This window comes from Luteimonas sp. A501 (assembly GCF_054052085.1).
This window is the reverse complement of sequence record NZ_JBSVRI010000004.1, coordinates 125,054-151,180: the sequence shown is the minus strand read 5'-3', so window position 1 is coordinate 151,180 and position 26,127 is coordinate 125,054. Positions and strand designations below refer to the sequence as shown.

Genomic DNA, 26,127 nt, shown 5'->3' with positions numbered 1-26,127 from the left:
CCGGGTCCGCGTCATTCCAGCGGGGCGTCGTCCAGATAGGTGTAGCCGGTCAGGCCGGCCTCAAGCGCTTCGCGCAGGCTCGCCGACTCGGCGGCCGGCAGTTGCGCGGCAGCGACCTTGGCGTCGTACTCCGCGCGAAGCTCGTCCAGAGCGTAGCCCACGTAGTCGAGCATCACGTCGGTGGTGTCGCCGCGGCGCTGCCGGGCGATGGCATAGCCCTCGCCGTCGGCCTTGACCGCGATGACGTCGGTGTCGCCGAACAGGTTGTGGATGTCGCCCAGGATCTCCTGGTAGGCGCCGACCAGGAAAAAGCCGAGGCGGTAGTTCTCGCCCGGGCGCAGCGGATGCAGCGGCATCGAGCTGTCGAGGTCCTCGTTCTGGACGTAGGTGTCGATCTTGCCGTCGGAGTCGCAGGTCAGGTCGGCGATGGTGCCGCGGCGCGTGGGCGCCTCGTCCAGGCGTTCGATGGGCACGATCGGGAACACCTGGTCGATGGCCCAGACGTCGGGCATCGATTCGAACACGCTGAAGTTGACGAAATACTTGTCGACCAGGCGCTCGTTGAGCTCGTCGAGCAGCGGTCGGTGGCTCTTCTCGTCATAGGTCAGGCGCGCCTTGACCGCGTGCGCGATGGCGTAGAACAGGTCGTCGATGCGCGCGCGGTGCACGAGGTCAAGCTGGCCGAGCGCGTACAGGCTCAGGCCTTCGGCGTGGTGGTGTTGGGCCTCGTGGAACAGCTCCACCGCCGGGCGCGACTCGAGCTCGGCGTGGATCTCGCGCAGGTGGCGGATCACCGCAGGCTCGTCATCGTGCATATCCGGAACGCGGCCCTCCGGCGCGGCCTCGACTTCGGACACGTTGGCCACCAGCACGGCGTGGTGCGCGGTCATCGCGCGGCCGCACTCGGTCACGATGCGCGGCTGGCGCAGGCCGGCGGCGACGCAGGCGTCGGCCAGCGGCTGCACGATGTTCGACGCGTACTGCGCCATGCCGTAGTTGACCGAGTTGTAGCTGCGCGAACGCGTGCCCTCGTAGTCGATGCCCAGGCCGCCGCCGACGTCGACGTAATCGATGTCCGCGCCCAGCTGCGACAGCTCGACGAAGTAGCGCGTGGCCTCGCGCATGCCGCGCGCGATGTCGCGTACGTTGGAGATCTGCGAACCCATGTGGAAGTGCAGCAGCTTCAGCGCGCCGCCCATGCCCGCGTCGCGCAGCGACTTCCACAGGTCCAGCAGCTGCCGCGGGCTGAGGCCGAACTTGGCCTTGTCGCCGCCGGAGTTCTGCCACTTGCCCGCACCCAGCGTCGCCAGGCGCATGCGCACGCCGAGCACCGGCGCCACGCCCAGCGCCTTCGATTCCTCCATGACCAGGCGCAGCTCGGAGGGCTTTTCGACCACGATGAAGACGTTCATGCCGAGCTTGCGCCCGATCAGCGCCAGGCGGATGTATTCGCGGTCCTTGTATCCGTTGCAGACCACCAGGCCACCCGGCCGCGACAGCGCCAGCACCGCCATCAGCTCCGGCTTGCTGCCGGCTTCCAGGCCAAAGCCTTCACCGGCATGCGATGCCAGGGTGCCGGCAACGCCCTGGTGCTGGTTGACCTTGATCGGATAGACCGCGGTGTAGCCGCCTTCGTAGTCCCAGTCGGCCTGCGCCTGCGCGAACGCCGCCTGCAGCGCGCCCAGGCGGTCGCCGAGCACGTCGGGGAAGCGCACCAGCATCGGCAGGTTGGCGCCCTGCTCGAGCGCGCGATCGACCACCTCCGGCAGCGCGATCGCCGGCCCGCCGGCGCCGCGCGGGCGGACCACGACGCGGCCGGCGTCGTCGACGTCGAAATAGCCCGAGGACCAGTGCGGGATCGAGTAGGTCTTGCGGGCCTGGTCGATGGACCATGCGGTCATGTGCGCAATCCGGAGCCGTGGGGTGAGGCGCGCATTCTAGCCTTCGCACGGCCATGGCCCGTGACCGGCACGCCTGCATGCACGATCGGCCACGGGCGGTCCGCTACAATCCGCGGCCTTCGCCCCTGCTACATGGACGCCCCCCGATGACCGCCCCCAACTGGCTCTACGAGAACTTCGACCCTTCCGGCTCCGCCATCGGCTACCGCATCACCGGCAAGCTCGACGAGGTGCAGTCGCCGTTCCAGAAGATCGAGATCTTCGCGTCGACCGACTGGGGCAACGTCATGCTGATCGACGGCGCGATGATGGTGACCACGCGCGACAACTTCCTCTACCACGAGATGATGTCGCACCCGGCGCTGTTCACCCATCCGGCCCCGAAGAACGTCGTGGTCATCGGCGGCGGCGACTGCGGCACCCTGCGCGAGGTGCTGCGTCACCCGGGCGTGGAGCGCGCGGTGCAGTGCGACATCGACGAGCAGGTCACGCGCATGGCGGAGAAGTATTTCCCCGAGCTGTGCGAGTCCAACGGCGACCCGCGCGCCGAGATCCTGTTCGACGACGGCATCGCGTACATGGCCAACTGCGCGCCGGGCAGCCTGGACGTGGTGATCGTGGACGCCACCGATCCGGTCGGCCCGGCCACCGGCCTGTTCAACCAGGCTTTCTTCGACAGCTGCTTCCGCGCGCTGAAGGACGACGGCATCCTGGTGCAGCAGTCGGAATCGCCGCTGGTGCTGCTGGACCTGATCAAGGACATCCGCGCCGAAATGGGCAAGGCCGGCTTCGACAGCTTCCAGACCCTGCCCTTTCCGCAGCCCTGCTATCCCACCGGCTGGTGGAGCTGCACGCTGGCGCGCAAGGGCGGTCGCGGGTTTGACTTCCGCGGAGACGATGCGCGCGCGAAGTCATTCGCGACGAAGTACTACAGCGCCGACATCCACAAGGCGGCGCAGGTGCTGCCGCCGTTCGTGGCGGAAGCACTGGGCTGAACCGGAAAACCCTGTCTGTGGGAGCGGCTTTTGTGGGAGCGGCTATAGCCGCGATTCGCGGTCGATCGCGGCTATACCCGCTCCCCCAGCTTTCCTTTTGCGAGGAACCTCAAAGGGCGTCCGCGTCCAGTTCGCCGGTGCGGATGCGCACCGCGCGTTCGAGGTTGTAGACGAAAACCTTGCCGTCGCCGATCTTGCCGGTCGAGGCGGCCTTGAGGATGGCCTCGGTGACCAGCTCCGCCTGGTCGTCGGTGACCGCGACCTCGAGCTTGATCTTGGGCAGGAAGTCGATCACGTACTCGGCGCCGCGATAGAGCTCGGTGTGACCCTTCTGGCGGCCGAAACCCTTCACCTCGGTCACGGTGATACCGGCCACGCCGGCTTCCGACAGCGCTTCGCGCACGTCGTCGAGCTTGAACGGCTTGATGATCGCCATGATCATCTTCATCACGCGGCCTCCGCTTGCAGAGCGCTCAGGATACCGCGGCCCGGGCGCTGGACGGGCTTTTCCCACATGCCGGCACGCGCCCGGCCGATGGCATCGGGCCCACGCCCGGGCCAGACTGCTGCCAACTCCGGAAGGACACCCCCATGATCGACCTCGGCCATATCGACGACCTTGCCCGCCGCCTCAGCAGCCTGGTGCCCCCGGGCCTGCGCGAGGGCCGCGAGGAACTGCAGGAGAACTTCAAATCCGTGCTCCAGGCCGGGCTTTCGCGCCTGGACCTGGTGACCCGCGAGGAGTTCGACGTCCAGCGCGCGGTGCTGCTGCGCACGCGCGAGAAGCTGGAAGCACTGGAAGTACAGGTGGCGCAGCTGGAGGCCCGGCTGGCCGCCGGCGGTGCGGCGCAGTCCATGCCGCCCGCGCCGCAACAACCGCACTAGGGCCTCCGCCATGCCGGGGCTTGCGATCGTGCACGGCCGTGCACGTGCCGGCGTGCGCGCGCCGGAAGTCACGGTCGAGGTCTACATGAGCGGCGGCCTGCCGCGGATGTCGATGGTCGGGCTGCCCGAAGCCGCGGTGCGCGAGTCCAAGGATCGCGTGCGCGCCGCGATCCGCTGCGCGCAGTTCGAGTTCCCGCCGCGGGTCACGACGGTCAACCTGGCCCCGGCCGACCTGCCCAAGGGGGGCGGCCGCTTCGACCTGCCGATCGCGCTCGGAATCCTCGCCGCCAGCGGACAGCTGCCACGTACCGCACTGGCCGGCCACGAGTTCCTGGGCGAGCTGGGTCTCACCGGCGAGCTGCGCGCGGTCGACGGCGTGCTGCCGGCCGCCCTGGCCTGCGGCGAGGCCGGCCGCGTGCTGGTGGTGCCGGCTGCGAACGGCGCCGAAGCCGCCCTCGCGCGCGGCGTCGACGTACGCGTTGCGCGCACGCTGTCGGAGGTCTGCGCGCACCTGGCAGGACAGCGGTCGCTGCCAAAGGCCGAGGCTGGACCGGCCGCCACGGGGCCGGCTGCGGGCATCCCCGACCTTGCCGACGTGCGCGGCCAGCTCCGCGCGCGCCGCGCGCTCGAGATCGCCGCGGCCGGCGGGCACCACCTGCTGTTGGCCGGCAGCCCCGGCTGCGGCAAGACCCTGCTCGCGTCCCGGCTGGCCGGCATCCTTCCCGAAGCCAGCGAAGCCGAAGCGCTGGAGACCGCGGCCATCGCCTCGGTCAGCGGCCGCGGCATCGATCCGGCACGCTGGTTGCAGCGTCCGTTCCGCGCTCCGCACCACACCGCAAGCGCGGTCGCCCTGGCCGGCGGCGGCAGCGAGCCGCGCCCGGGGGAGATCTCGCTGGCCCACAACGGCATCCTGTTCCTCGACGAACTCCCCGAGTGGAGCCGCCACGCGCTGGAAGTGCTGCGCCAGCCGCTGGAATCCGGCACGGTCACCGTTTCCCGCGCAGCGCGGCAAAGCGAGTTCCCCGCGCGCTTCCAGCTCGTCGCCGCGATGAACCCATGTCCCTGCGGCTGGGCCGGCGATGCCTCCGGCCGCTGCCAATGCGGCGTCGATGCGGTGCAACGCTATCGCATGCGGGTATCGGGGCCGCTGCTCGACCGCATCGACCTGCACGTCGACGTGCCGCGCGTATCGTCCGCCGAGCTCCGGCCGGACGCGCCGCCCGGTGAATCCAGCGCCGCCGTGCGCGAGCGCGTAGTCGCCGCCCGCACCGTGCAGCTCGAGCGCGCCGGCGTACTCAATGCCCACCTGGACCAGTCTGGTACCGCTACGCACTGTCGCCTGGCCACCGGCGACCAGGCCCTGCTCGAGCGCGCGATCGACAGCCTGCAGCTCTCCGCCCGGGCCATGCACCGGATCCTGCGGGTGGCGCGCACGATTGCGGATCTTGCGGGCAGCGAACCCATCGGCAGCGCGCATCTTGCCGAAGCGCTGGGTTATCGGGGCATCGATCCCCGGGGACAGCCGCTGGCAGCCTGATACGGGGTGGACCTGTTTGCGGTAAGTCCCTATTGGGACTATAATCCATGCCGAGTCCCTTGGAGGACACGCGACATGAACCATCCCCGCATCGCCGAAGCCCTCGACCGCCGCGACCTGGCCGCGCCCGCGCTTCGCGCCTTCTTCAACATCACCGCCCGCTGGGGCCTGGGCAACGAACAGGAACGCCTGCTCCTGGGCAGCCCCGGCCGCTCCACGTTCTACCGCTGGAAGCGCGACTTCTCCGGCCAGCTTCCGCACGACGTGCTGGAGCGGATCAGCTACGTGCTGGGCATCTATAAAGCGCTGCACATCCTCTTCAGCAGCGACCGCCAGGCCGATGAGTGGATCAGCCGCGGCAATACTGCGCCGCTGTTCGGCGGCCGCTCCGCGCTGGAGCGCATGCTCGGCGGCCAGGTCGCGGACCTGTTCATCGTGCGCCAGTACCTCGACGCCCAACGGGGTTGGGTCTGATGCAGGTGCCGGCCACCGCCCGGGTACGCATCCGGCCGGCCTACCGGGTGGTGTCCAGCCGCTTCCCACCGGTGGGCGTGTTCGACGCCGTCGCCGAGCCCGCCGACATCCCCGCGCTGATCGAGCTGGAGTCGATGACCAACCCGCGCATTCGCGAGGAACTGGGCGCGATCGAACTGGTGCCGCCGAAGCGGCGCATCGCCGGTCCCGGCACCACGCCGATCATGGCCTCGTTTACCCACCTCAATCCGGAGGGTTCGCGCTTCACCCCGGGCTGGTTCGGCGTCTACTACTGCGCGCGCGAACAGCAGACCGCGGTGGCCGAAACCGTGTTCCACAAGGCGCGCTTCCTCGCCGCCACCCGCGAACCCGCCTGCGTGCTCGACATGCGCTGCTACCTGGGCGACGTCGACGGCCGCTTCCACGACATCCGCCGCGGCCATCCGGAACTGCACGACCCCGACAGCTACGTGGCCAGCCAACGCTTCGCCGTGGAATTGCGGGAAGGCGGCAGCAACGGCATCGTCTATGACAGCGTGCGCGCCCCGGGCGGGACCTGCCTGGCAGCCTTCTATCCGGACATGTTGAAGCCGGTGCGGCAGGGACCGCACCTGCAGTACCACTGGGACGGCGCAAAGATTTCGCACGTCACCGAAGCAAGAATGGTCCCGTTCTGACACATCTCTTCATCCAGAACGCGCTTGCTTCTCCTCGAGCCCTTTGAAGCACCTGATACGCTCGGCGCTCTCAGAACAGGCAGGGAGCGCCTGGCATGTACCGACCCTTGCTCACGGCTGCAGTGCTCGGACTGGCCGCTGGTCCCGTACAGGCAGCGACCCCATGGACGCACTGCGTGGCCGAAGCCGAGGATTCAGCAGGTCGCCACTATTACTTCTTCCTTGACGGTGGCGCGCGGATAGATCGGGTGAGGTGGGTCAGGAACGGCGGCTGCTGCAACCGGCCGGAGGTCACCGATTACAACCTGCATGTGCCACGCCAGTCCGGAGCGATCCAGGTGCGCCACCTGACCGGGGAAAGGCAGGACATCCTGCAGCTGGCGACAGGCGAGGATGCCGCTCTGACCTTGGAGCGCGAGTACGTGGTGACCCTTCCAGTGCGCGGGCCGGATCCGGTGAAACCGACGGTCGCCTTGGACCGACAGCAATCGAGCGACCTGTATAACCTCGTTGCCATTCTTGCCCGGGAAAGACCGGAGCGCCCGCCAGAAGGCTGCCAATCCATGGAACGGGAAATGGAACCCTAGCCCGTCGGTGCTGCCAGGAGTTTTGCCAGCGAATTCGGCGAACAGCTTGCTGATGCTTGTTCGGGCCCCTGCCCCGCCTTGCGGGGGCAGGGGCCGGTCTGGATGGCGGCCGGGTCAGGCGACGGCCGCCTGGAACTGCTCTTCCTCCGTCGACCCAGTCAGCGCCGTCGTCGAGGACTGCCCCTGCTGGATCGCCTGCGTCACCGCGTCGAAGTAACCCGTACCCACCTCGCGCTGGTGCTTCACCGCGGTGAAGCCCTTGTCGGCCGCCGCGAACTCCGCCTCCTGCAGCTCCACGAACGCGCTCATCTGCTTGCGCGCATACCCGTGGGCCAGGTTGAACATCGAGTAGTTCAGCGCGTGGAAGCCGGCGAGCGTGATGAACTGGAATCTGTAGCCATAGCCCGCGATCTCGTCCTGGAATTTCGCGATCGTCGCGTCGTCCAGGTTCTTCTTCCAGTTGAAGCTTGGCGAGCAGTTGTAGGCCAGCATCTTGCCGGGATACTTCTCGTGGATCGCTTCGGCAAACGCGCGGGCGAAGCCGAGGTCGGGCTTGCCGGTCTCGCACCACACGAGGTCCGCGTAGGGCGCGTAGGCCAGGCCGCGGCTGATCGCCTGGTCGAGGCCGTTGCGAGTCTTGTAGAAGCCTTCGACGGTGCGCTCGCCGGTGGTGAACGGACGATCGTTGTCGTCGACGTCGCTGGTCAGCAGGTCGGCCGCCTCGGCATCGGTGCGCGCGACGATCAGGGTCGGCACGCCGCAGACATCGGCGGCCAGACGCGCGGCGTTGAGCTTCTCCACCGCTTCGCGCGTTGGCACCAGCACCTTGCCACCCATGTGGCCGCACTTCTTGGCGCTGGCCAGCTGGTCTTCGAAATGCACGCCGGCGGCGCCGGCCTCGATCATCGCCTTCATCAGCTCGAAGGCGTTGAGCACGCCGCCGAAACCGGCCTCGGCATCGGCCACGATCGGCTGCAGGAAGTCGATGGAGTCATCGCCCTCGGCGTGGTGTAGCTGGTCGGCGCGCAGCAGCGCGTTGTTGATCCGCTTGACCACCGAGGGTACGGAGTCGGCGGGGTACAGCGACTGGTCGGGATACATCTGGCCGGCGAGGTTGGCGTCGGCCGCGACCTGCCAGCCGGACAGGTAGATCGCCTTCAGGCCGGCCTTGACCTGCTGCATGGCCTGGTTGCCGGTGAGCGCGCCCAGCGCGTTGACATAGTCGCGCTCGTGCAGCGAAGTCCAGAGCTTCCCGGCGCCGAGGCGGGCGAGCGAATGCTCGACGTGCACGGTGCCGCGCAGGCGCACCACGTCCTCGGCGGTGTAGTTGCGGGTGATGCCGGCCCAGCGCGGGCTGGTGGTCCATTCCTGGTTGATCTGTTCGGCGGTCTGCAGCGTCGTGCTCATGTGGGGAGTCCTCCGGTGAACCTGTCTTCAGTGAGGGGCGGCCGAAGCCGCGGTAAAAAGCCTTCTGTGGGAGCGGCTTCCTATGAGAGTTGCTTCCTGTGGGAGCGGCCATGGCCGCGAATGATCTTGTCGGGAACTCGGTCGCGGCTATAGCCGCTCCTACAGAGGTGACTGGTGATGGCCTTGTCGGGAATCTGATCGCGGCTATAGCCGCTCCCACAGGGTGGTGATTGGTTCTTGCTGCGACCCGGCGTCATGCGAGGCGTTCGTACGCCGGGATGGTCAGGAATTCCTCCAGCTCCGCGCTGCGCGTCAGCGCTTCCAGCATCGCGATGGCCTCGACAACGCGGCCGGCACCCGGCATCGGCCCCTGTGCAGCCAGACGCGAGGGCAGGTTCAGCAGCGCGCGCTCGAACAGGCAATCGTCGATCTCGGCGCCGTCGTCCAGGCACAGCGGTTCGCCGCCGCGGTCGGTGGCATGCAGCCACTGCCAGAGCTGGGCGCGGGCAATCTCGGCGGTGGCGGCATCCTCCATCAGCCAGTTGATCGGCACGCAGCCGGTGCCGTCGAGCCAGGCGGCCAGGTAGCGCACGCAGACTTCGACGTTGCCCTCGAAGCCGGCGCGGGTGATGGTGCCGCGCGAGGGTTCGATCAGTGCGTCGCGATCGGCGACCACGTCATCGCGCGCCACGCCGTGCTGGTTCGGCCCCGGCATCGACGCATCGAAGATCTCCTTCGCGATCGACACCAGCGCCGGGTGCGCGACCCAGGTGCCGTCATGGCCGGCGGCGGCTTCGCGCTCCTTGTCCGCGCGCACGCGCGCCAGCGCGGCCTCGTTCGCCTCCGGGTCGCCGGAAATCGGGATCTGCGCCGCCATGCCGCCCATCGCATGCGCGCCGCGGCGGTGGCAGGTGCGCACCAGCAGCTCGGAATACGCCTTCAGGAAAGGCTGGGTCATGCCCACCTGGCCACGCTCGGGAAGCACACGGTCACGGTGCGCGCGAAAGGTCTTGATGTACGAAAAGATGTAGTCCCAGCGTCCGCAGTTGAGGCCGGCGATGCGGCCGCGCAGGGCGTGCAGGATCTCGTCCATCTCGAACACCGCCGGCAGCGTCTCGACCAGCACGGTGACCTTGATGCAGCCCTCGGGCAGGCCCAGCACCTGCTCGATGTGCGCCAGCACGTCGCTCCACAGTGCGGCCTCTTCCATCGACTGCAGCTTGGGCAGGTAGAGGTACGGCCCGCGATCCTTCGCCACCAGCGCGGCGCCGTTGTCGAGGCAAAAGAGCCCCGCGTCGAACAGGCTGGCGCTGATGCGCGCACCATCCACCAGCAGGTGCTTCTCGGTCAGGTGCCAGCCGCGCGGGCGCACGATCAGCACGGCGCGCCCGGCCTCGGGCTTCATCCGGTAGGACTTGCCATTGGCGGCGTCGAAGGCCAGCGTCCCGGCCACCGCCTCGCGCAGCGAACGCTGCCCGGCCAACAGGGCGTCCCAGGTCGGCGCGGTCGAGTCCTCGAAATCAGCCATGTAGCAGCTGGCGCCGGAATTGAGCGCGTTGATGACCATCTTCGGATCCACCGGGCCGGTGATCTCGACGCGGCGGTCGAGCAGCGCCACCGGCAGCGGTGCCACCCGCCAGTCGCCCTCGCGGATGGCGCGGGTGTCGGCGCGGAAGTCCGGCAGGCCGCCATCGTCGAAGAAAGCCTGGCGCTCGCGGCGGGCCGCGAGCAAGGCCTGGCGACGTGCTTCGAAGCGCTGGTGCAGGCCGGCCAGGAAGGCCAGGGCGCGGTCGTCGAGCAGGTCGGTCGCGTCCGCCGCGCCGGGCGCGAGCCGGGCGTCGGCGACGGTGAGATGGGGGGCTGCGGACATGTCGGCTCCGGCGAGGGGGTCGGGCAGCCACCATCCCCCGCAAGGGAACTATTTGACAAAACAGATATGACAATGCAATTGATAAGTCCTGCTTATACCAAAGGATTGGCGCGGTCTTGGAACCCGTTCGCACCCCCCGTTTCGCCTACAAGGGCGACCGCCTGAAGCCGCTGCGGGCCTTCTGCCAGGTCGCACGGCTGGGTTCGGTCTCGCGCGCGGCCGAGGCCCTGTACGTCAGCCAGCCCGCGGTCAGCCAGCAGCTGCAGGCCCTCGAACGCGAAATGGGCACCCCGCTGCTGGAGCGCAACGGTCGCCGCCTGCTGCCGACGCCGGCGGGCGAGGCGCTGTACGAACTGGCGCGGCCGCTGGTGGAAGGCATCGACGCCCTGCCCGCGGCCTTTCGCCACGCGCTGGCGGGCATGGATGCGGGCGAGCTGGAAATCGCCGCCAACAGCTCGACCATCCTCTACCTGCTGCCGCGGATCGTCGGCGCCTTCCGCGAGCAGCATCCCGAGGTCCGCCTGCGCCTGCACAACACCATCAGCGCCGACGGCACCGACCTGCTGCGCGCGGACACGGTGGAGCTTGTGGTCGGTTCGATGCTCGACGTGCCCGCCGACCTCAGCTACGTGCCGGTGTATTCATTCCAGCCGATGCTGATCACCCCGCGCGACCACCCGCTGGCGCGCACGCCGCGGCTGACGCTCGAGGACATCTCCAAGCACGGCCTGATCCTGCCGCCGCAGCGCCAGGTGACCTGGCGCCTGGTGGACCTGGTGTTCCAGCAGGCGCGGGTGCCCTACACGGTGTCGCTGGAGGTCGGCGGCTGGGAAGTGATCAAGCAGTACGTGGCGATGGGCCTGGGCATCTCGATCGTGAGCTCGATCTGCCTGGACGACGCCGACGCCGGGCACCTCGCCATCCGGCCGCTCGACGCCTGGTTCCCGGCGCGCAGCTACGGCGTGCTGGTGCGCAAGGGCAAGGTGCTGTCGCCGCAGGCGCGCGCCTTCATGGACCTGATCAGGCCCGACCTGTTCGTGCGCCGCAGCCGCGAGGACAGCGGGCACTCCGAACGCTGAGCGCAGGGCACGCACCGCGCGACCGCGGGCTCAGGCTGCCTCTTCGACCTTGCGCCCGATGGACGCGACCTTGCCCGCGGCGCCCACGGCCGATGGTTGCCGGGACACGCGGTCGAGTTCGGCGGCGACCGTCTCCTTCTGGCGGTCGGGGCACTGCGTGCTCGGGCACAGCGCCTGCATGTAGTCGGCGTCGAAGCACAGGCGTTCGACCAGGAAGTCCACGAAGGCACGCACCTTGGGCGAAGTGACGTGCCCTCTCGGGAACACCGCGTTGAAATCCAGGTCCCGGCCGGTCCAGCCGGCCAGCACGCGCTGCACCATGCCCTGCTCGGCATAGGCCTTCACGGTGACGTCGCTGGCCAGCATCAGGCCCTCGCCGCAGAGCAGCGCGCCCTTGAGCGCCGCCGGATCGCTGGCGACCAGGATCGGGTCGATGCGGTAGTCCGTGCGCTTCGCGCCGTCGCCGAGCGCCCAGTAATAGTGGCCGTTGCGGCGCGACTTCTGCATGCCCAGGGTGCGGTGGTGCTGCAGGTCGTCGGGATGCAGCGGCTCGCCGTGGCGCTCGATGTAGGACGGGCTTGCGTAGACCTGGGTGCGGAACACCGCCAGCCGGCGCGCGACCAGGTTGGAGTCGGGCAGGCTGCCGATGCGCAGCGCGAGGTCGACCTCGCCTTCGATCAGGTCGACCTGTTCGTTGCTCAGCGACAGCTCCACCCGCACCTCGGGATACTGCGCGTGGAACTGGCCCAGCAGCGGCGCGATCCATGCGATCCCCGACGAATACGGCGCGCTGACGCGCAGCCAGCCGCGCGGGCCATCCTGCAGCTGGCCGACCGCGCTTTCCGCTTCCTCGAGCCCGCGGGCGATGCGCTGGCAATGCTCGAAATAGACGCTGCCGGCCTCGGACAGGCCGAGCTTGCGCGTGGTCCGGTGGAGCAGCTGCGCGCCCAGGCGTGCCTCGAGTTCCTGCACCTTGCGACTGACCGTGGTCTTGGGCAGGTGCAGGGCCTTGGCCGCGGCGATGAAGCTGCCGAGCTCGACCACCTTGACGAAGATCAGCGTGTCGTTGAGATCGTGACTCATGCGGCGCCTCCGGGGCTGGACGCTGGATTGGACCAACTGGGGGACAATTATTCCCCGATTTGCCGGCTAATCAAGTGCCGCCCCGGCGCCTATCGTATCCGTCATCTTCCTGATGGCCGATTCCAATGTCCCGCACCGCACGCCGCAGCCTGCTCCGCAACGCGCTGGCCACGCTGATCGCATTCGACCTGGTGGCCTCGACATCTTTCATTGCATATCAATGGCTTGGAGCCTCAATGAGCCTGGCCTGGGGGATCGCAATGGCGCTTGCATTCCCTGTATTCGCACTGTCCTGGTCGGCGGCCGATGCCGTGCTGGTGATGGCCGACCGCCACGCCGGCATCCCGGATACGGGAGAGCAAATCCCGCGAACGGGACAATGCTGGTCCGCCTGATCGTCCCGAAAGCCGCCGCCTCCCCCATTCAAGGACACCTCCCGCCATGAACACCCGCAAGCTCATCATCCATTCCGGCATCCGCCTGTCCATGGTCGCGATCGGCCTGGCCGTGGCGATCGCGCTGGCCACCCCGGGCTGCAGCAGCGACGCCGCAGCCAATCCCGAAGCCCCGCAGGCGCCCGAAGTCGGCGTCGCCACCGTCGTGTCCACGCCCATGCACCAGTGGGACGAGTTCAGCGGTCGCGTCGCCGCGATCGAGTCGGTCGAACTCCGGCCGCGCGTCAGCGGCTACGTGCAGCGCGTCGCCTACCGGGAAGGCAGCGAAGTCGCCAAGGGCGACCTGCTGTTCGTGATCGACCAGCGCCCCTACCGCGCCGCGCTGGACCAGGCGCAGGCCCAGCTGGAGCGCGCCCGCGCCGAAGCCGGCCTGGCGCGCAGCCAGCACCAGCGCGCGAAGTCGCTGATCGAAGCCCGCGCGATCTCGCGCGAAGAGCTCGAGACCCGGCGCGCCGCGACCGCCGAAGGCCAGGCCGGCGTGCACGCCGCCGAAGCCGCGGTGGCCGCGGCGCGCCTGGACCTGCAGTTCACCGAGGTGCGCGCACCGGTCGCCGGCCGCGCCGGCCGCGCCCTGGTCACCGCCGGCAACCTGGCCCAGGCCGACGCGACGCTGCTGACCACGGTGGTCTCGCAGGATCCGGTGCACGTCCACTTCGAGGCCGACGAACGCGCCTTCCTGCGCTACCAGGCGCTGGCACGCAGCGGCGAGCGCGACGCCACCAGCAATCCGGTGCGCATCGGCCTGGCCGATGAAGCCGGCCACCCGCATGCCGGCATCGTCGACTTCATCGACAACCAGGTCGACAGCAGCACCGGCACCGTGCGCGCGCGCGCCGTCGTGCCCAATCCCGACCGCGTGTTCACCCCGGGGCTGTTCGCCCGCGTGCAACTGCAGGGCAGCGGCGAGTTCGACGCCCTGCTGGTCGACGACAAGGCGGTGCTCACCGACCAGGACCGCAAGTACGTCTACGTGCTGGGCGATGGCAACACGGCCGAGCGCCGCGACATCGAGCTTGGCCGCATGGCCAACGGCCTGCGCGTGGTGCAGTCGGGACTCGAGCCCGGCGACCAGGTGATCGTGAACGGCGTGCAGCGGGTCTTCTTCCCCGGCATGCCGGTGGCGCCGACCGCGGTCGCGATGGCGCCTGCGGACACCGCTGACGCCGTCGCCGCCGTGATGCCCGCGCCAACGCCCTGATTCCCCGCCGGCCGCCGGCCTCGTTCGCCACCGCTCCGCCCATGCGGGGCCCCGACCCACGCGGCCTGCGCCGCGAAGGACGACCCATGGACTTCTCCAGGTTCTTCATCGACCGCCCGATCTTCGCCGCGGTGCTGTCGATCGTGATCTTCGCCGCCGGCCTGATCTCGATCCCGCTGCTGCCGATCGGCGAATACCCCGAAGTGGTGCCGCCGTCGGTGGTGGTGCGCACGGTGTATCCCGGCGCCAACCCCAAGGTGATCGCGGAAACCGTGTCGACGCCGCTCGAAGAGGCGATCAACGGCGTCGAGGACATGATGTACCTCAAGTCCGTCGCCGGCTCCGACGGCGTGCTGCAGATGACGGTCACCTTCAAGCCGGGCACCGACCCGGACGACGCCACGGTGCGCGTGCAGAACCGCGTCAGCCAGGCACTGGCGCGGCTTCCCGAAGACGTCCGCCGGCAGGGCGTGACCACGCAGAAACAATCACCCGTGTTCCTGATGGTGGTGCACTTGACGTCGCCCGAAGGCAAGTACGACACCCTGTACCTGCGCAACTACGCGCGCCTGCACGTCAAGGATGCGCTGGCGCGCCTGCCCGGCATCGGCGACGCCCAGGTCTTCGGCGGCGGCGACTACGCGATGCGCGCCTGGCTCGATCCCGACCGGATCGCATCGCGCGGACTGACCGCGAGCGACGTGCTGCAGGCGATGCGCGAGCAGAACGTGCAGGTGTCCGCCGGCCAGATCGGCGCCGAGCCCATGCCCGACAGCGACTTCCTCACCCTGATCAACGCCCGCGGGCGGCTGGAGACCGAGCAGGAGTTCGGCGACATCGTGCTCAAGGCCGGCAGCGACGGCGAGATCGTCCGCCTGTCCGACGTCGCGCGCGTCGAACTGGGCGCCGGCGACTACACGCTGCGCGCGCAGCTCGACGGCAACAACGCGGTCGGCATCGGCATCTTCCAGGCGCCCGGCGCCAACGCGCTGGAAATCCGCGACTCGGTCATCGCGACCATGGACGAGGTCTCGCAGCGCTTCCCCGAAGGCGTCGAGTACGAAGCCGTGTACGACACCACGGTTTTCGTCCGCGATTCGATCAAGGCCGTGGTCACTACCCTGCTCGAGGCGGTGCTGCTGGTGGTGCTGGTGGTGATCCTGTTCCTGCAGACCTGGCGCGCCTCGATCATCCCGCTGTTGGCGGTGCCGGTGTCGATCGTGGGCACCTTCGCCGCGCTGTACCTGCTTGGCTTCTCGATCAACACGCTCACCCTGTTCGGGCTGGTGCTGTCGATCGGCATCGTGGTCGACGACGCGATCGTGGTGGTGGAAAACGTCGAGCGAAACATCGAGGAAGGCCTGACGCCGCTCGAAGCCGCGCACCAGGCCATGCGCGAAGTCTCCGGACCGATCGTCGCGATCGCCCTGGTGCTGTGCGCGGTGTTCGTGCCGATGGCCTTCCTGTCGGGCGTGACCGGCCAGTTCTACAAGCAGTTCGCGGTCACGATCGCGATCTCCACGGTCATCTCGGCGATCAACTCGCTGACCCTGTCGCCGGCGCTGGCCGCGCGCCTGCTGAAGCCGCACGGCGCCCCGAAGGACGCGCCAACGCGGCTCATCAACCGCCTGTTTGGATGGGTGTTCCGTCCGTTCAACCGCTTCTTCGGCACCAGCTCGGAGAAGTACCAGGGCGCGGTGTCGCGGGCGCTTGGCCGGCGCGGCATGGTGTTCGCGGTCTATGCCGTGCTGCTGCTTGGCACCGGGCTGATGTTCCAGGCGGTGCCGGCGGGCTTCATCCCGGTGCAGGACAAGCAGTACCTGATCGCCGGCGTGAAGCTGCCCGAGGGCGCGTCGATCTCGCGCACCGACGAACTGCTGCGCAAGGTCGGCGAGATCGCGATGGACACCGAGGGCGTGGCGCACACGATCGCGTTCCCCGGCCTCAACGCCGTGCAGTTCACCAATACGCCCAATACCGGCGTGGTGTTCCTGACCCTGGATCCGTTCGCGGACCGGGCGCGCACGGCGCTCGAGATCAATGCCGAAATCAACGAAAGGATCGCCGCACTGCAGGAAGGACTCACCTTCTCGGTGATGCCGCCGCCGATCCTCGGCCTGGGCAACGGCGCCGGCTACCAGCTCTTCATCGAGGACCGCGCCAATCTCGGCTACGGCGCGCTGCAGGACGCCACCGCGGCCATGCAGGGCGCGCTGATGCAGGCGCCGGGCATGGGCTTCGCCAACACCACCTACCAGGCCAACGTGCCGCAGCTCGACGCCGAGGTGGACCGGGTCAAGGCCAAGGCGCAGGGCGTGCCGCTGACCGGGCTGTTCGACACCCTGCAGACCTATCTCGGCTCGGCCTACGTCAACGACTTCAACCGCTTCGGTCGGACCTGGCAGGTGATCGCCCAAGCCGACGCGCCGTTCCGCGACAGCGTCGAGGACATCGCCAGCCTGCGCACCCGCAACGACCGCGGCGAGATGGTGCCGATCGGCTCCATGGTCAACGTCAGCCAGACCTACGGCCCCGACCCGGTGCTGCGCTACAACGGCTACCCCGCCGCCGACCTCGCCGGCGACGTCGACCCGCGGGTGATGTCGTCGGCCGAAGGCATGGCCAAGGTCGCCGAGCTGGCCGCCCACATCCTGCCCAACGGCATGGCCATCGAGTGGACCGATCTCAGCTTCCAGCAGGCCACCCAGGGCAATGCGGCGATGGTGGTGTTTCCGGTGGCGATCCTGCTGGCGTTCCTGGTGCTGGCGGCGCTGTACGAGAGCTGGACGCTGCCGCTGGCGGTGATCCTGATCGTGCCGATGTGCATGCTGTCGGCGCTCCTGGGCGTCTGGCTGACCGGCGGCGACAACAACATCTTCGTGCAGGTCGGGCTGGTGGTGCTGATGGGCCTGGCGTGCAAGAACGCGATCCTGATCGTGGAGTTCGCGCGCGAGCTCGAGCTGCAGGGCAAGGGCATCGTGGAATCCGCGCTGGAAGCCAGCCGCCTGCGCCTGCGCCCGATCGTCATGACCTCGATCGCCTTCATCGCCGGCACCGTCCCGCTGGTGCTGTCGTCGGGCGCCGGCGCGGAAGTGCGCTCGGCCACCGGCATCACCGTCTTCGCGGGCATGGTCGGCGTGACCGTGTTCGGACTGTTCCTGACGCCGGTGTTCTATGTCGCGCTGCGCACGCTGGTCACGCGCACAGCGACGCAGGCCGGTCCGGCCGGCAACGTGGACGCGGAGGTGTCCCGTGCCTGAGCGCAACCTGGCGATTCCTTCGCTTGAAGACATCCGCCGCATCCTCGGCAACGACACCCCGGCCGGCCCGGCGCCGGCCGCGCCCGACCGTGCCGCGCCCAAGCCCGCCGACCCCATGGAGAACGACGATGACTGACTTCCGTACCGCCGGGCGGCCGGCGTTTGCCTCCACCCTGCTCGCGCTTGCGCTGGCCGCCTGCAGCGTGGGGCCGGACTACGTGCGTCCACGGCTGCCGACGCCCGAGGCATTCCACGGCGCTGTTGCCGCGGGCAGCGCGACCACGGATGCCTCGGGCGCGGCAGCGGCCGATGCGGATGCACCGGCACCGGCACCGGCACCGGCGCCAGCGTCGACGCCGCCAATCACCGCCGACGAGCGCTTCTGGCGCGACTTCGGCGACCCGCTGCTGGTACAGCTTGTCGAAGACGCGCTGTCCGCCAACCACGACCTGCGCATCGCCTTCGCCCGCTATGACCGCGCCAACGCGCTGCTGCGCGGCGCAAGGCTGGACCACCTGCCCACGGTGACCGCCAACGCCGAAGCCGCCACGACGCGTGCAAGCGCCGCGCAGGCGCCCGGCCAGCCGCGATCCGCGCGCGACGCCGACAGCTACAGCGCCGGCATCGCCGCGGCCTGGGAAATCGACCTGTTCGGACGCATCCGCCGTGGCATCGAGGCCGGGCGCGCCGACGCGCTCGCCGGCTACGCCGACATGCAGGCCGTCCAGGTGGCGATCGCCGGCGAGACGGCCCACGCCTACCTCGAACTGCGCGGCGCGCAGGAGCGGCTGCGCGTGGCCCGCGGCAACGCCGGCAACCAGCGCGACACCTTCGAGCTGGTGGAGGCGCGCTTCGACAGCGGCCGCGACAGCGAGTTCGACACCGCCCGCGCGCGGGCCCAGCTCGAGACCACGCGCGCCCGCATCCCCGCGCTCGAGGCGCAGGTGGCCTTCGCCATCCACCGCCTGGGCGTGCTGACCGGGCGCACGCCCGATGCGCTGGTGGAGGTGCTTGGCGAAGCCGCGCCCCTGCCGGCGCTGCCCGCGGTGATCGACCCGGGCACGCCCGGCGAGCTGCTGCGCCGCCGCCCCGACGTGGCCGCGGCCGAAGCCCGGCTGCACGCGGCGACCGCACGCATCGGCGTCGCCACCGCCGAGCTGTTCCCGCGCTTCACCCTGGGCGGCCTGCTCGGCAGCCAGGCGGCGGACGCGGGCGCGCTGTTCGAACGCGACAGCGGCACGCGCTTCGTCGCGCTTGGCATCGACTGGTCCTTCCTCGACGTCAGTCGGGTGCGCGCGCGCATCGCCGCCGCCGACGCCGATGCCGCCGGCGAACTCGCGCGCTACCAGCAGGCGGTGCTGCTGGCGCTGGAGGACACCGAGAACGCGCTGGTGCGCCTGGACCGCGCGCGCGTGGAGGACGCGCACCTGGAGCGCGCCGCGCACAACAGCGCACGCGCCGCCGAGCTCGCCCGCATCCGCTTCGACGCCGGTGCCATCGGCCTGCTCGAGGTGCTGGACGCCGAACGCACCCGCCTGCAGGCCGAAGACGCCTTCGCGGCCGCGCGCACGCGCAGTGCCACCGGCGCCGTGGGCCTGTATCGCGCGCTGGCCGGCGGCTGGCCGCACCCGCTCGCGCTGGCCGTGGACAGGGCACCGCAACCGCGTTGACGCGGCGCGCCCCGGCATGCCGTGTGGTGCGGCACATGGCAGCACCGATGGCGTACGGTTGCGCCTACGCCCGAACGTTGGAACCCGCGCATGCGCCACCTGCCCCTCGCCATCCTGTCCGCCTGCCTGGTCGCACCGGTCGCCGCCGCTGAAACGCCCACCGCACCACCAGCCACCCAGGCCCTGCTGCACGACATCGGCACCGCACCGTCGGCCGCGCGCATCGAGGCCGACATCCGCACGCTGGTGTCGTTCGGCACCCGCCACACGCTGTCGGACACGACGTCGGACACCCGCGGCATCGGCGCGGCAAGGCGCTGGATCCACGCCGAGTTCGAGCGCATCTCCGCCCAGTGCGGCGGGTGCCTTGAAGTGATCGACGTTGCGGGCACGGTCTCCGGCGAAGACCGCATCCCCGAGGCCACCGAGGTGGTGAGCGTGCTTGCGATCCAGCGCGGCACCAGCGATCCCGGCCGCTACGTAATCATGAGCGGCGACATCGACTCGCGCGTGTCCGACGTGATGGACGCGACGTCCGACTCGCCCGGCGCCAACGACAACGCGTCCGGCGTCGCCGGCACGCTGGAGGCGGCGCGGGTCCTGTCGAAGCACCGCTTTCACGGCAGCATCGTCTACGCCGCGCTCTCCGGCGAGGAGCAGGGCCTGTTCGGCGGCAAGATCGTCGCCGAAAAGGCACGCGATGAAGGCTGGCGCATCGAGGCCGTGCTCAACAACGACATGATCGGCAACATCGCCGGCATCAACGGCGTGATCGACAACGGCACCGCGCGCGTGTTCGCCGAGGGCACCCGCGTGACCGAAACGCCGGCCGAGGCGCGGCAGCGCCGCTTCACCGGCGGCGAGGTCGATTCGCCCTCGCGCAACCTGGCCCGCTACATCGACCGCATGGCCGACCTCTACGTGCCGGGGCTCGACGTGATGGTGGTCTATCGCTTGGACCGCTTCGGGCGCGGCGGGCACCACCGTCCGTTCAACGACCTCGGCTACCCCGCGGTGCGGGTGATGGAGACCAACGAGGACTACACCCGCCAGCACCAGGACCTGCGCACCGAAGACGGCATCGCCTACGGCGACGTGATCGAAGGCGTGGACTTCGACTACGCCGCCAGGCTCACCGCGCTCAACGCCGTGAGCCTGGCCGGCATGGCTTCGGCACCGCCGCCGCCCGCGGACGTGACCATCGAAGGCGCGGTCACCGCCGACACCACGCTGCAGTGGACGCGCGCGCCGGCGGCGCTGGCGCCCGACCTGGCCGGCTACCGGCTGCACTGGCGGCGGACCACCGAGCCGCAGTGGACGCACAGCGTGTACGTCGGCGACGTGGACCGGCACACGTTGAAGAACGTGGTGATCGACAACTGGTTCTTCGGCGTGTCGGCGGTCGCGAGAGACGGCGCGGAAAGCCCGGTGGTATTCCCGGGCGCGGCGGGCAGCTTCGGCGGCTACGGGACGCCGTAGCCGAGGCATCGAGCTCGTCGCTGCCGCCGTGCCGGGGGCTCAGACCGTACCGCGGTTGCGCCCCCGCCAAGGCCGGTACCACGCGCGCACGCGCGCCATTTCCGTGGCGTCGTCGTCGACAACGCGGAACGGCGTGCCGATGCCGATCACCTTGTCCGGATAATGGAAATACACCGGCAGCACCGGCACGTCGGCGGCGCGGGCAATCTTGAGGAAGCCGCTCCGCCAGTGCTCGACCGGCTTGCGCGTGCCCTCCGGCGCCAGTCCGAACCAGAAGCGGTCGTGCGCGCGGAACATGGCCGCGACCTGCTCCACCACGCCCGCCGAACGATTGCGATCGACCGCGATCACGCCGAGCTTGCGCAAGAGCGGCGCCAGTGGCCACCAGAACAGCTCGCGCTTGCCGAGGAGCTTGATGTCCAGGCCCAGGCCGAGCTTCACGGCAAAGCCCCAGACACCGTCCCAGTTGGACGAATGCGGGGCGGCGATCAGCACCACGCGCGGCTCGTCGGGGAACTCGCCGCTCACCCGCCAGCCGCCGGCGCGCAGGATGCTTCGGCCGAGCCAGCGGGTGAAGCGGTTGGGTTCGACCCGCGGCACCTGCGGTGGCAGGGACGGCAGGATGTCGTGTTCCGCTTCGCTCATGCGCCTCCGTGCCCTCAGTCCCAGCCCTTCCCCGTGCGGCCGCGCTTGATCGTACTACGCTCGCGCTTGGCGTCCAGGCGACGGACCTTGGATGCGCGGCTGGGCCGGGTGGGCACGCGCGCCTTGGGCGCCTTGCGGCCCGATTCAATGAACGCCGCCAGCCGCTCGCGCGCATCCTGGCGGTTGCGGTCCTGGGTGCGGAAGCGTTGCGCGTTGAGCACCAGCACGCCGTCGTCGGTCAGCCGGCGGTCGCGCTTTGCCAGCAAGCGCTCGCGCACGGCTTCGGGCAGTGACGGCGAGTTGGCGACGTCGAAGCGCAGCTCGACCGCGGTCGCGACCTTGTTGACGTTCTGTCCGCCGGGACCCGAGGCGCGCACGAAGCGTTCGACGATCTCGGCGTCCGGGATTTCGATGGCGGATGGCGTGGTGGTCATGGGCGTCCGGAATCGATGGCCAGCGCGATGGTCAGGGCGGTCCCGCTTCGGCAACCGGCGCGGCGTCCGCCGGCTGCGCGAAGAATGCCAGCGCGCGCGCGAACTCCGCGTCAGGCGGCGCCACGGCGTGCACGCGCCGCGCCGGATCCCGTGGATGCGGGAACGACAGCTGCTCCGCGTGCAGCAGCATGCGGTGGATACCGAGCATGCGGAAGCTGCGGTTGTGGCGGCCGTCGCCGTGGCTGGTGTCGCCGATCAGATGATGCGAAAGGTGTTTGAGGTGGCGGCGGATCTGGCGGAAGCGCCCGGTCTGCGGCCAGGCGCGCAGCAGCGCGTAGCGCGAGGTCTCGAAACCGGCGGACGGGATTGGAAGCTCGGCGGTGGCGAGACGCTGGAAGCGGGTCACGGCCGGCTTCTTCTGCGGCTTGCCGGGGCCGCCGTCGAGCGGATGGTCGACGGTGAACGCCTCCTCCGCGGGCCAGCCGCGACAGACCGCGAGATAGCCCTTGTCGACCTCGCCGGCCATCAGCGACTTGCCCAGCACCGAGGCGGTTTCGCGATCGAAGGCCAGCAGCAGGCAGCCGCTGGTGGCGCGGTCGAGGCGGTGGACGAGGAAGATCGGCCTGCCGAATTGCTCGCGCAGGCGGTCGGCGGCGAAGTCGCTCTCGCCCCGCGCGAGCTTGCTGTCGTGGACCATGAGCCCCGCGGGCTTGTCGACCACGGCGAAGCGCTCTTCCAGATGCAGCACCGGCATCGCTGCGGGAGCGGCGGCCGCTGTGGGAGCAGCCGTCGGGCCGCTCCCACAAGAGCTGCTGTTACCACCGGAGTTCATGGCCGCGGGCGGGCGGCGATGATCGCCCACAGGCCGCCGATGCCGGCGATCCATGCAGCCACCGGCACCGTCCACAAACGCGGGCCACCGGCATCAAGGCCGTACAGTACCGCCGCCACCACCAGCAGGCCCACGCCCAGGATCGCCGCCACCGTGCGCCGCTGCATCGCGCGCATCACCTGCACCAGTTCGGCCAGCTCGGTCGAGTGCATGCCCAGCTGGTGCCGGCCCTCCACCTGCTGGCTCAGCCAGGCGTGCAGCAGCCGCGGCATCTCCGGCGCGCGCGTGACCAGCTCCGGCAGCCGCTTGCGGAACTCGCTCGCCAGCCGCTTCGGGCTGTAGCGCTCGGCCAGGATCCGCTCCAGCACCGGCCGCGCCACCGCCCAGATGTCGATTTCCGGATCCAGGTGACGGCTCACGCCTTCGACGTTGAGCAGCGTCTTCTGCAGCAGGATCAACTGCGGCTGCAGGGTCAGCTGGTAGCGCTGCGCGGTACGGAACAGCTTCAGCAGCACTTCGCCCAGCGAGAACTCCGACAGCGGACGCGTGAAGTACGGCTCGCACACGCCGCGCACCGCGGCTTCGAGTTCGTCCAGCCGCAGGTGCGACGGCATCCACCCGGCCTGCACGTGCAGCTCGGCGATGCGGCGATAGTCCTTGTTGAAGATCGCCATGAAATTTTCGGCGAGGTAGTACTGGTCGTCGCCGGACAGCTGGCCGACGATGCCGAAATCCAGCGCGATGAAGCGCGGATTAAGGCGCCGCGACGGGTCGTTGTCGACCCAGATGTTGCCGGCGTGCGCATCGGCGTGGAAGAAGTTGTCGCGGAACACCTGGGTGTAGAACACGCGCACCGCCTTGGCGGCGAGCAGCTTCCGGTCCATGCCCGCGGCTTCGATGGCGGCGACGTCGTCGCTGGGGATGCCGTGCACGCGCTCCAGCGTCAGCACGCCTTCGCTGCTGTGCGACCACACCGGCGCGGGCACGTACAGGTCGGGTGATCCCGTCCAGAAGCGGCGCAGCACCGAGGCATTGGCGCCTTCGCGCTGCAGGTCGAGCTCGGCGGCAAGCGTGCCCGCGACTTCGGCCACCACTTCGCGCGGGCGGATCTTGTCGGCGCTTGGATGTGTACGCTCGACGAAGCCGGCGATGCGCTCGAGCAGGCGGATGTCGGCGGCGATGCGCGCACCGATGCCGGGACGCAGCACCTTCACCACGACCTCGGCGCCGGGCACGCCGTCCACCGCCGGCAGCTGCGCGGCGTGCACCTGCGCCACCGAGGCCGACGCCAGCGGCACGATGTCGAAACGGGCGAAGGCTTCGGCCACCGGGCGCTCCAGTTCGCGCTCGACGATGGTCCGTGCCTGTTCGCCGTCGAAGGGCGCCACCTGGTCCTGCAGCAGCACCAGCTCGTCGGCGACGTCGGCCGGCACCAGGTCGCGGCGGGTCGACAGCACCTGCCCGAACTTGACGAAGATCGGTCCCAGCTCCTGCAGCGCCAGGCGCACCCGGGCGCCGCGCGGCAGGTCGGTGATCTCGCGCGAGGCGCGCGGCACGAATGGCCGCAGCAGCCACAGCCAGCGTTCCGCCGGCGTGCCTTCGAACAGCGTGTGCAGGCGATAGCGAAGCAGGACGCGCCCGATCTTGAGCGCATGCAGGGCCGAACTCACCGCGCGGCCCCGGCGGCCGGTGCCATGCGCGCCACGCGTGCCGCGATGCGCTCGACGTCGTCACGGAGCGTGTCGACGTCGTCATGGAAGGCATCGAGCTCATGGCGGCCGACGACGTCGCGCGACTCTTCCACCACGTACTCGGCGGCGGTGGCGGCGAGGCCTTCGCCGGCGCGGCGCGCACCCTTCAGCGCCGCCGCCAAGCCCTTGGCCACCTGCACGCCGATCACCTCGCCGAAGGCGGCGACGAAGGGCCGCTGCCAGTCGGGGTCGAAGCGCGAGGCCAGCCGCTGCAGCGCGCGCGCCAGCTCGGCGTCGCCTTCGATGCGCAGCCGGCCGCTGGGGGTGGCGTGCTCATCGCCCCCGCCAAGCATGCCCTGCAGTTGGCCAAGCAGGCCGCCAAGCGTGGTGCGCACCGACAGGTCGGGGCTGGCGTCGCCCGCCACCGGCCCCACGCGCAGCGCTTCGCCATCCACGCGCACCGACATCGCCAGCGGCGGCGAGGCCAGGTGCAGGGCGACGTGGCGCCCGTCCAGCCGGGCAAGCGCCTGGCGGGTGTCGTCATCGAGTGCGAGCGCGCGGTTGAGCGCGGATTCCAGCGCGCGGCCGGCCAGCGGCTTGAAGCCGGGGAGCGAAAAAGGGGATCGGGCCATGGCCGGCATTGTAGCGGCCGGGCCCACGCCACCGGTGCGCAGGCTGCGCTGCAGGCGGCCCACCGGTGCGCCGCACAGCCGCGGCGCACCGGTGGCGCGGGTCAGACCCGCTTGCCGCGGAAGAACGAGATCGCGGCCAGCACCAGGAACACGACGAACAGGATCCAGGCGATGTTGCTGGCGGCACCCGCGATACCGCTGAAGCCCAGCACGGCGGCGATCAGGGCGATGACCAGGAAGATGACGGCGTAACTCAGCATGGCGGTTCTCCAGTCCGTCGGAGCGCCGACGGCTGGCGACATCCTTGCCGGCCACGGGTCGTCAGGAGGTGATGGCTCCGCGCTGCGAGATGGCCAGCCGCTCAAGGCCTTCGGCGATCGATACCCGGGGCACGTAGCCGAAGTCGCGGGTGGCCGGCGCCATGTCATACCAGTGCGTGGTGCTGAGCTGTTCGGCCAGAAAACGGGTCATCGGCGGCTCCGAGCGCAGGCGCAGCAGCGGCCACGCGGTCTCGCAGGCGGCACCGATCGCATAGGCGACACCGAAGGGGAGCGTGCCCTCGACTTCGGGCGCACCGACCGCGCGCAACAGCGCGTTGACGATCTCGCGCATGGGCATCGGTTCGCCGTTGCTGATGAAGTAGGCACGGCCGGCGCAGGCCGCCCCCGGGCCCAGGTGATCGAGCGCATCGAAGTGTGCCTGCGCGGCGTTGTCGATGTAGGTGGTATCGATGCAATTCATGCCGCCACCGACCAGGCGCAGGCGGCCGGCGCGGGCGCGTTCGGCCAGGCGCGGGACCAGCTGGTTGTCACCCGGCCCCCAGATCAACCGCGGGCGCAGCGCGACGGTGGCCAGGGATTCGTCGTTGGCGGCAAGCACCACCTTCTCGGCGATCAGCTTGGTCGCGGCGTACGGCGCCTTGAGGTCGTCGCCATAGGGCACGGTGTCGGCGGTGCCGCCCTCGACCGGGTGCGTGGCGCGATGGGTCACGCTGGGCGACGAGGTGTAGACCAGCTTCGGCACGAAGTGCTCGCGGCAGCCGGCCAGCACGTGGCCGGTGCCCATCACGTTGGCGCGGTGGTAGCTGTCGAAGCTGCCCCAGGCACCGGCCTTGGCGGCATTGTGCAGCACCGCGTCCATGCCCGCGCACGCGGCGATGACCGCATCGCGGTCGGCAAGGTCGCCGCGCAGCTGGCGCACGCCGAGTGCGTCGAGCTCCGGGTAGTGGCCGCGGTTGAAGCTCGTGACTTCGTGTCCGCGTTCGACCAGGCCACGGCACAGCGCCTGGCCAAGGAATCCGCCGCCGCCAGTCACCAGTACCCGCACTTCAGTGCTC

The 26,127-nt window shown here is 69.9% G+C and carries 25 protein-coding genes; 13 read left to right on the top strand and 12 right to left on the bottom strand.

The features are described 5' to 3' along the window. Positions 1-11: 11 nt before the first annotated feature. Positions 12-1,901 (bottom strand): arginine decarboxylase, encoded by a 1,890-nt coding sequence (gene speA, locus ACW7G5_RS12520; protein WP_457004992.1) that lies wholly within the window; start codon positions 1,899-1,901, stop codon positions 12-14. Positions 1,902-2,047: 146 nt separating this feature from the next. Between speA and speE the strand changes: the two genes are divergently transcribed. After that, the gene (gene speE, locus ACW7G5_RS12515) at positions 2,048-2,896 is read left to right on the top strand and encodes a polyamine aminopropyltransferase (RefSeq protein WP_457004990.1); all 849 of its coding nucleotides are present in this window, start codon (positions 2,048-2,050) and stop codon (positions 2,894-2,896) included. Positions 2,897-3,005: 109 nt separating this feature from the next. On the opposite strand, the gene ACW7G5_RS12510 is transcribed toward speE, so the two are convergent. Continuing rightward, positions 3,006-3,344 (bottom strand): P-II family nitrogen regulator, encoded by a 339-nt coding sequence (locus ACW7G5_RS12510; RefSeq protein WP_343254637.1) that lies wholly within the window; start codon positions 3,342-3,344, stop codon positions 3,006-3,008. A 143-nt stretch (positions 3,345-3,487) separates the two neighbouring features. On the opposite strand from ACW7G5_RS12510, the gene ubiK reads away from it, so the two are divergent. The 5 genes from ubiK to ACW7G5_RS12485 all read left to right on the top strand — a co-directional run bounded on the left by ubiK (position 3,488) and on the right by ACW7G5_RS12485 (position 7,056). Further along, on the top strand, positions 3,488-3,781 hold the full coding sequence (ubiK, locus tag ACW7G5_RS12505; RefSeq protein WP_457004988.1) for a ubiquinone biosynthesis accessory factor UbiK: 294 nt from the start codon (positions 3,488-3,490) through the stop codon (positions 3,779-3,781). Between the two features lie 10 nt (positions 3,782-3,791). After that, complete coding sequence (locus tag ACW7G5_RS12500; protein ID WP_457004986.1) at positions 3,792-5,318, top strand: YifB family Mg chelatase-like AAA ATPase; 1,527 nt, start codon at positions 3,792-3,794, stop codon at positions 5,316-5,318. Positions 5,319-5,393: 75 nt separating this feature from the next. Beyond that, complete coding sequence (locus ACW7G5_RS12495; protein WP_457004984.1) at positions 5,394-5,792, top strand: MbcA/ParS/Xre antitoxin family protein; 399 nt, start codon at positions 5,394-5,396, stop codon at positions 5,790-5,792. Next, a complete protein-coding gene (locus tag ACW7G5_RS12490; protein ID WP_457004982.1) occupies positions 5,792-6,469 on the top strand; it encodes an RES family NAD+ phosphorylase in 678 nt (225 codons plus the stop codon). The genes ACW7G5_RS12495 and ACW7G5_RS12490 overlap by 1 nt, the downstream gene beginning before the upstream one ends. Positions 6,470-6,645: 176 nt before the next feature. Beyond that, positions 6,646-7,056 carry a hypothetical protein gene (locus tag ACW7G5_RS12485; protein ID WP_457004980.1) on the top strand — a complete coding sequence of 137 codons (411 nt, stop codon included), beginning with the start codon at positions 6,646-6,648 and terminating at the stop codon, positions 7,054-7,056. 114 nt (positions 7,057-7,170) lie between these two features. On the opposite strand, the gene aceA is transcribed toward ACW7G5_RS12485, so the two are convergent. Continuing rightward, positions 7,171-8,463, bottom strand: coding sequence for an isocitrate lyase (gene aceA, locus ACW7G5_RS12480; protein ID WP_457004978.1), 1,293 nt, complete (start codon positions 8,461-8,463; stop codon positions 7,171-7,173). Positions 8,464-8,716: 253 nt separating this feature from the next. Further along, positions 8,717-10,333, bottom strand: coding sequence for a malate synthase A (gene aceB, locus ACW7G5_RS12475; protein ID WP_457004977.1), 1,617 nt, complete (start codon positions 10,331-10,333; stop codon positions 8,717-8,719). A gap of 116 nt (positions 10,334-10,449) precedes the next feature. Here aceB and ACW7G5_RS12470 point away from each other — a divergent pair, with 116 nt between their 5' ends. Beyond that, positions 10,450-11,412 carry a LysR family transcriptional regulator gene (locus ACW7G5_RS12470; RefSeq protein ID WP_457004975.1) on the top strand — a complete coding sequence of 321 codons (963 nt, stop codon included), beginning with the start codon at positions 10,450-10,452 and terminating at the stop codon, positions 11,410-11,412. A 30-nt stretch (positions 11,413-11,442) separates the two neighbouring features. Here the strand turns inward: ACW7G5_RS12470 and ACW7G5_RS12465 are convergent, their stop codons facing one another. Next, the gene (locus ACW7G5_RS12465; protein WP_457004973.1) at positions 11,443-12,495 is read right to left on the bottom strand and encodes a LysR substrate-binding domain-containing protein; all 1,053 of its coding nucleotides are present in this window, start codon (positions 12,493-12,495) and stop codon (positions 11,443-11,445) included. A gap of 125 nt (positions 12,496-12,620) precedes the next feature. On the opposite strand from ACW7G5_RS12465, the gene ACW7G5_RS12460 reads away from it, so the two are divergent. From ACW7G5_RS12460 to ACW7G5_RS12435, 6 genes are all read left to right on the top strand, one after another. Continuing rightward, positions 12,621-12,890 carry a hypothetical protein gene (locus ACW7G5_RS12460; protein WP_457004971.1) on the top strand — a complete coding sequence of 90 codons (270 nt, stop codon included), beginning with the start codon at positions 12,621-12,623 and terminating at the stop codon, positions 12,888-12,890. 46 nt (positions 12,891-12,936) lie between these two features. Next, the gene (locus tag ACW7G5_RS12455; protein WP_457004969.1) at positions 12,937-14,148 is read left to right on the top strand and encodes an efflux RND transporter periplasmic adaptor subunit; all 1,212 of its coding nucleotides are present in this window, start codon (positions 12,937-12,939) and stop codon (positions 14,146-14,148) included. A gap of 86 nt (positions 14,149-14,234) precedes the next feature. Then, positions 14,235-17,408, top strand: a complete 3,174-nt coding sequence (locus ACW7G5_RS12450; protein WP_457004967.1) for an efflux RND transporter permease subunit — start codon at positions 14,235-14,237, stop codon at positions 17,406-17,408. Continuing rightward, positions 17,401-17,544: a hypothetical protein gene (locus ACW7G5_RS12445; RefSeq protein WP_457004965.1), complete on the top strand. Its 144-nt coding sequence runs from the start codon at positions 17,401-17,403 to the stop codon at positions 17,542-17,544. Before ACW7G5_RS12450 ends, ACW7G5_RS12445 begins: the two co-directional genes overlap by 8 nt. After that, complete coding sequence (locus ACW7G5_RS12440; RefSeq protein WP_457004963.1) at positions 17,537-19,078, top strand: efflux transporter outer membrane subunit; 1,542 nt, start codon at positions 17,537-17,539, stop codon at positions 19,076-19,078. The genes ACW7G5_RS12445 and ACW7G5_RS12440 overlap by 8 nt, the downstream gene beginning before the upstream one ends. 90 nt (positions 19,079-19,168) lie before the next feature. Next, positions 19,169-20,557, top strand: coding sequence for a M28 family metallopeptidase (locus ACW7G5_RS12435; protein WP_457004961.1), 1,389 nt, complete (start codon positions 19,169-19,171; stop codon positions 20,555-20,557). A 39-nt stretch (positions 20,558-20,596) separates the two neighbouring features. Here the strand turns inward: ACW7G5_RS12435 and ACW7G5_RS12430 are convergent, their stop codons facing one another. The 7 genes from ACW7G5_RS12430 to oleD form a co-directional block, all read right to left on the bottom strand. Further along, positions 20,597-21,202: a lysophospholipid acyltransferase family protein gene (locus ACW7G5_RS12430; RefSeq protein WP_457004959.1), complete on the bottom strand. Its 606-nt coding sequence runs from the start codon at positions 21,200-21,202 to the stop codon at positions 20,597-20,599. 14 nt (positions 21,203-21,216) lie between these two features. Then, on the bottom strand, positions 21,217-21,636 hold the full coding sequence (gene arfB, locus ACW7G5_RS12425; protein ID WP_457004957.1) for an alternative ribosome rescue aminoacyl-tRNA hydrolase ArfB: 420 nt from the start codon (positions 21,634-21,636) through the stop codon (positions 21,217-21,219). Positions 21,637-21,667: 31 nt separating this feature from the next. Beyond that, positions 21,668-22,522 carry a pseudouridine synthase gene (locus ACW7G5_RS12420; protein ID WP_457004955.1) on the bottom strand — a complete coding sequence of 285 codons (855 nt, stop codon included), beginning with the start codon at positions 22,520-22,522 and terminating at the stop codon, positions 21,668-21,670. After that, a complete protein-coding gene (gene ubiB, locus ACW7G5_RS12415; RefSeq protein WP_457004953.1) occupies positions 22,465-24,138 on the bottom strand; it encodes a ubiquinone biosynthesis regulatory protein kinase UbiB in 1,674 nt (557 codons plus the stop codon). Before ubiB ends, ACW7G5_RS12420 begins: the two co-directional genes overlap by 58 nt. Next, positions 24,135-24,791 (bottom strand): ubiquinone biosynthesis accessory factor UbiJ, encoded by a 657-nt coding sequence (locus ACW7G5_RS12410; RefSeq protein ID WP_457004951.1) that lies wholly within the window; start codon positions 24,789-24,791, stop codon positions 24,135-24,137. Before ACW7G5_RS12410 ends, ubiB begins: the two co-directional genes overlap by 4 nt. Before the next feature lie 101 nt (positions 24,792-24,892). Then, on the bottom strand, positions 24,893-25,051 hold the full coding sequence (locus tag ACW7G5_RS12405) for a DUF1328 domain-containing protein (RefSeq protein ID WP_343254651.1): 159 nt from the start codon (positions 25,049-25,051) through the stop codon (positions 24,893-24,895). 61 nt (positions 25,052-25,112) lie between these two features. Then, on the bottom strand, positions 25,113-26,117 hold the full coding sequence (gene oleD / locus ACW7G5_RS12400; RefSeq protein WP_457004949.1) for a 2-alkyl-3-oxoalkanoate reductase: 1,005 nt from the start codon (positions 26,115-26,117) through the stop codon (positions 25,113-25,115). Positions 26,118-26,127: the final 10 nt, after the last annotated feature.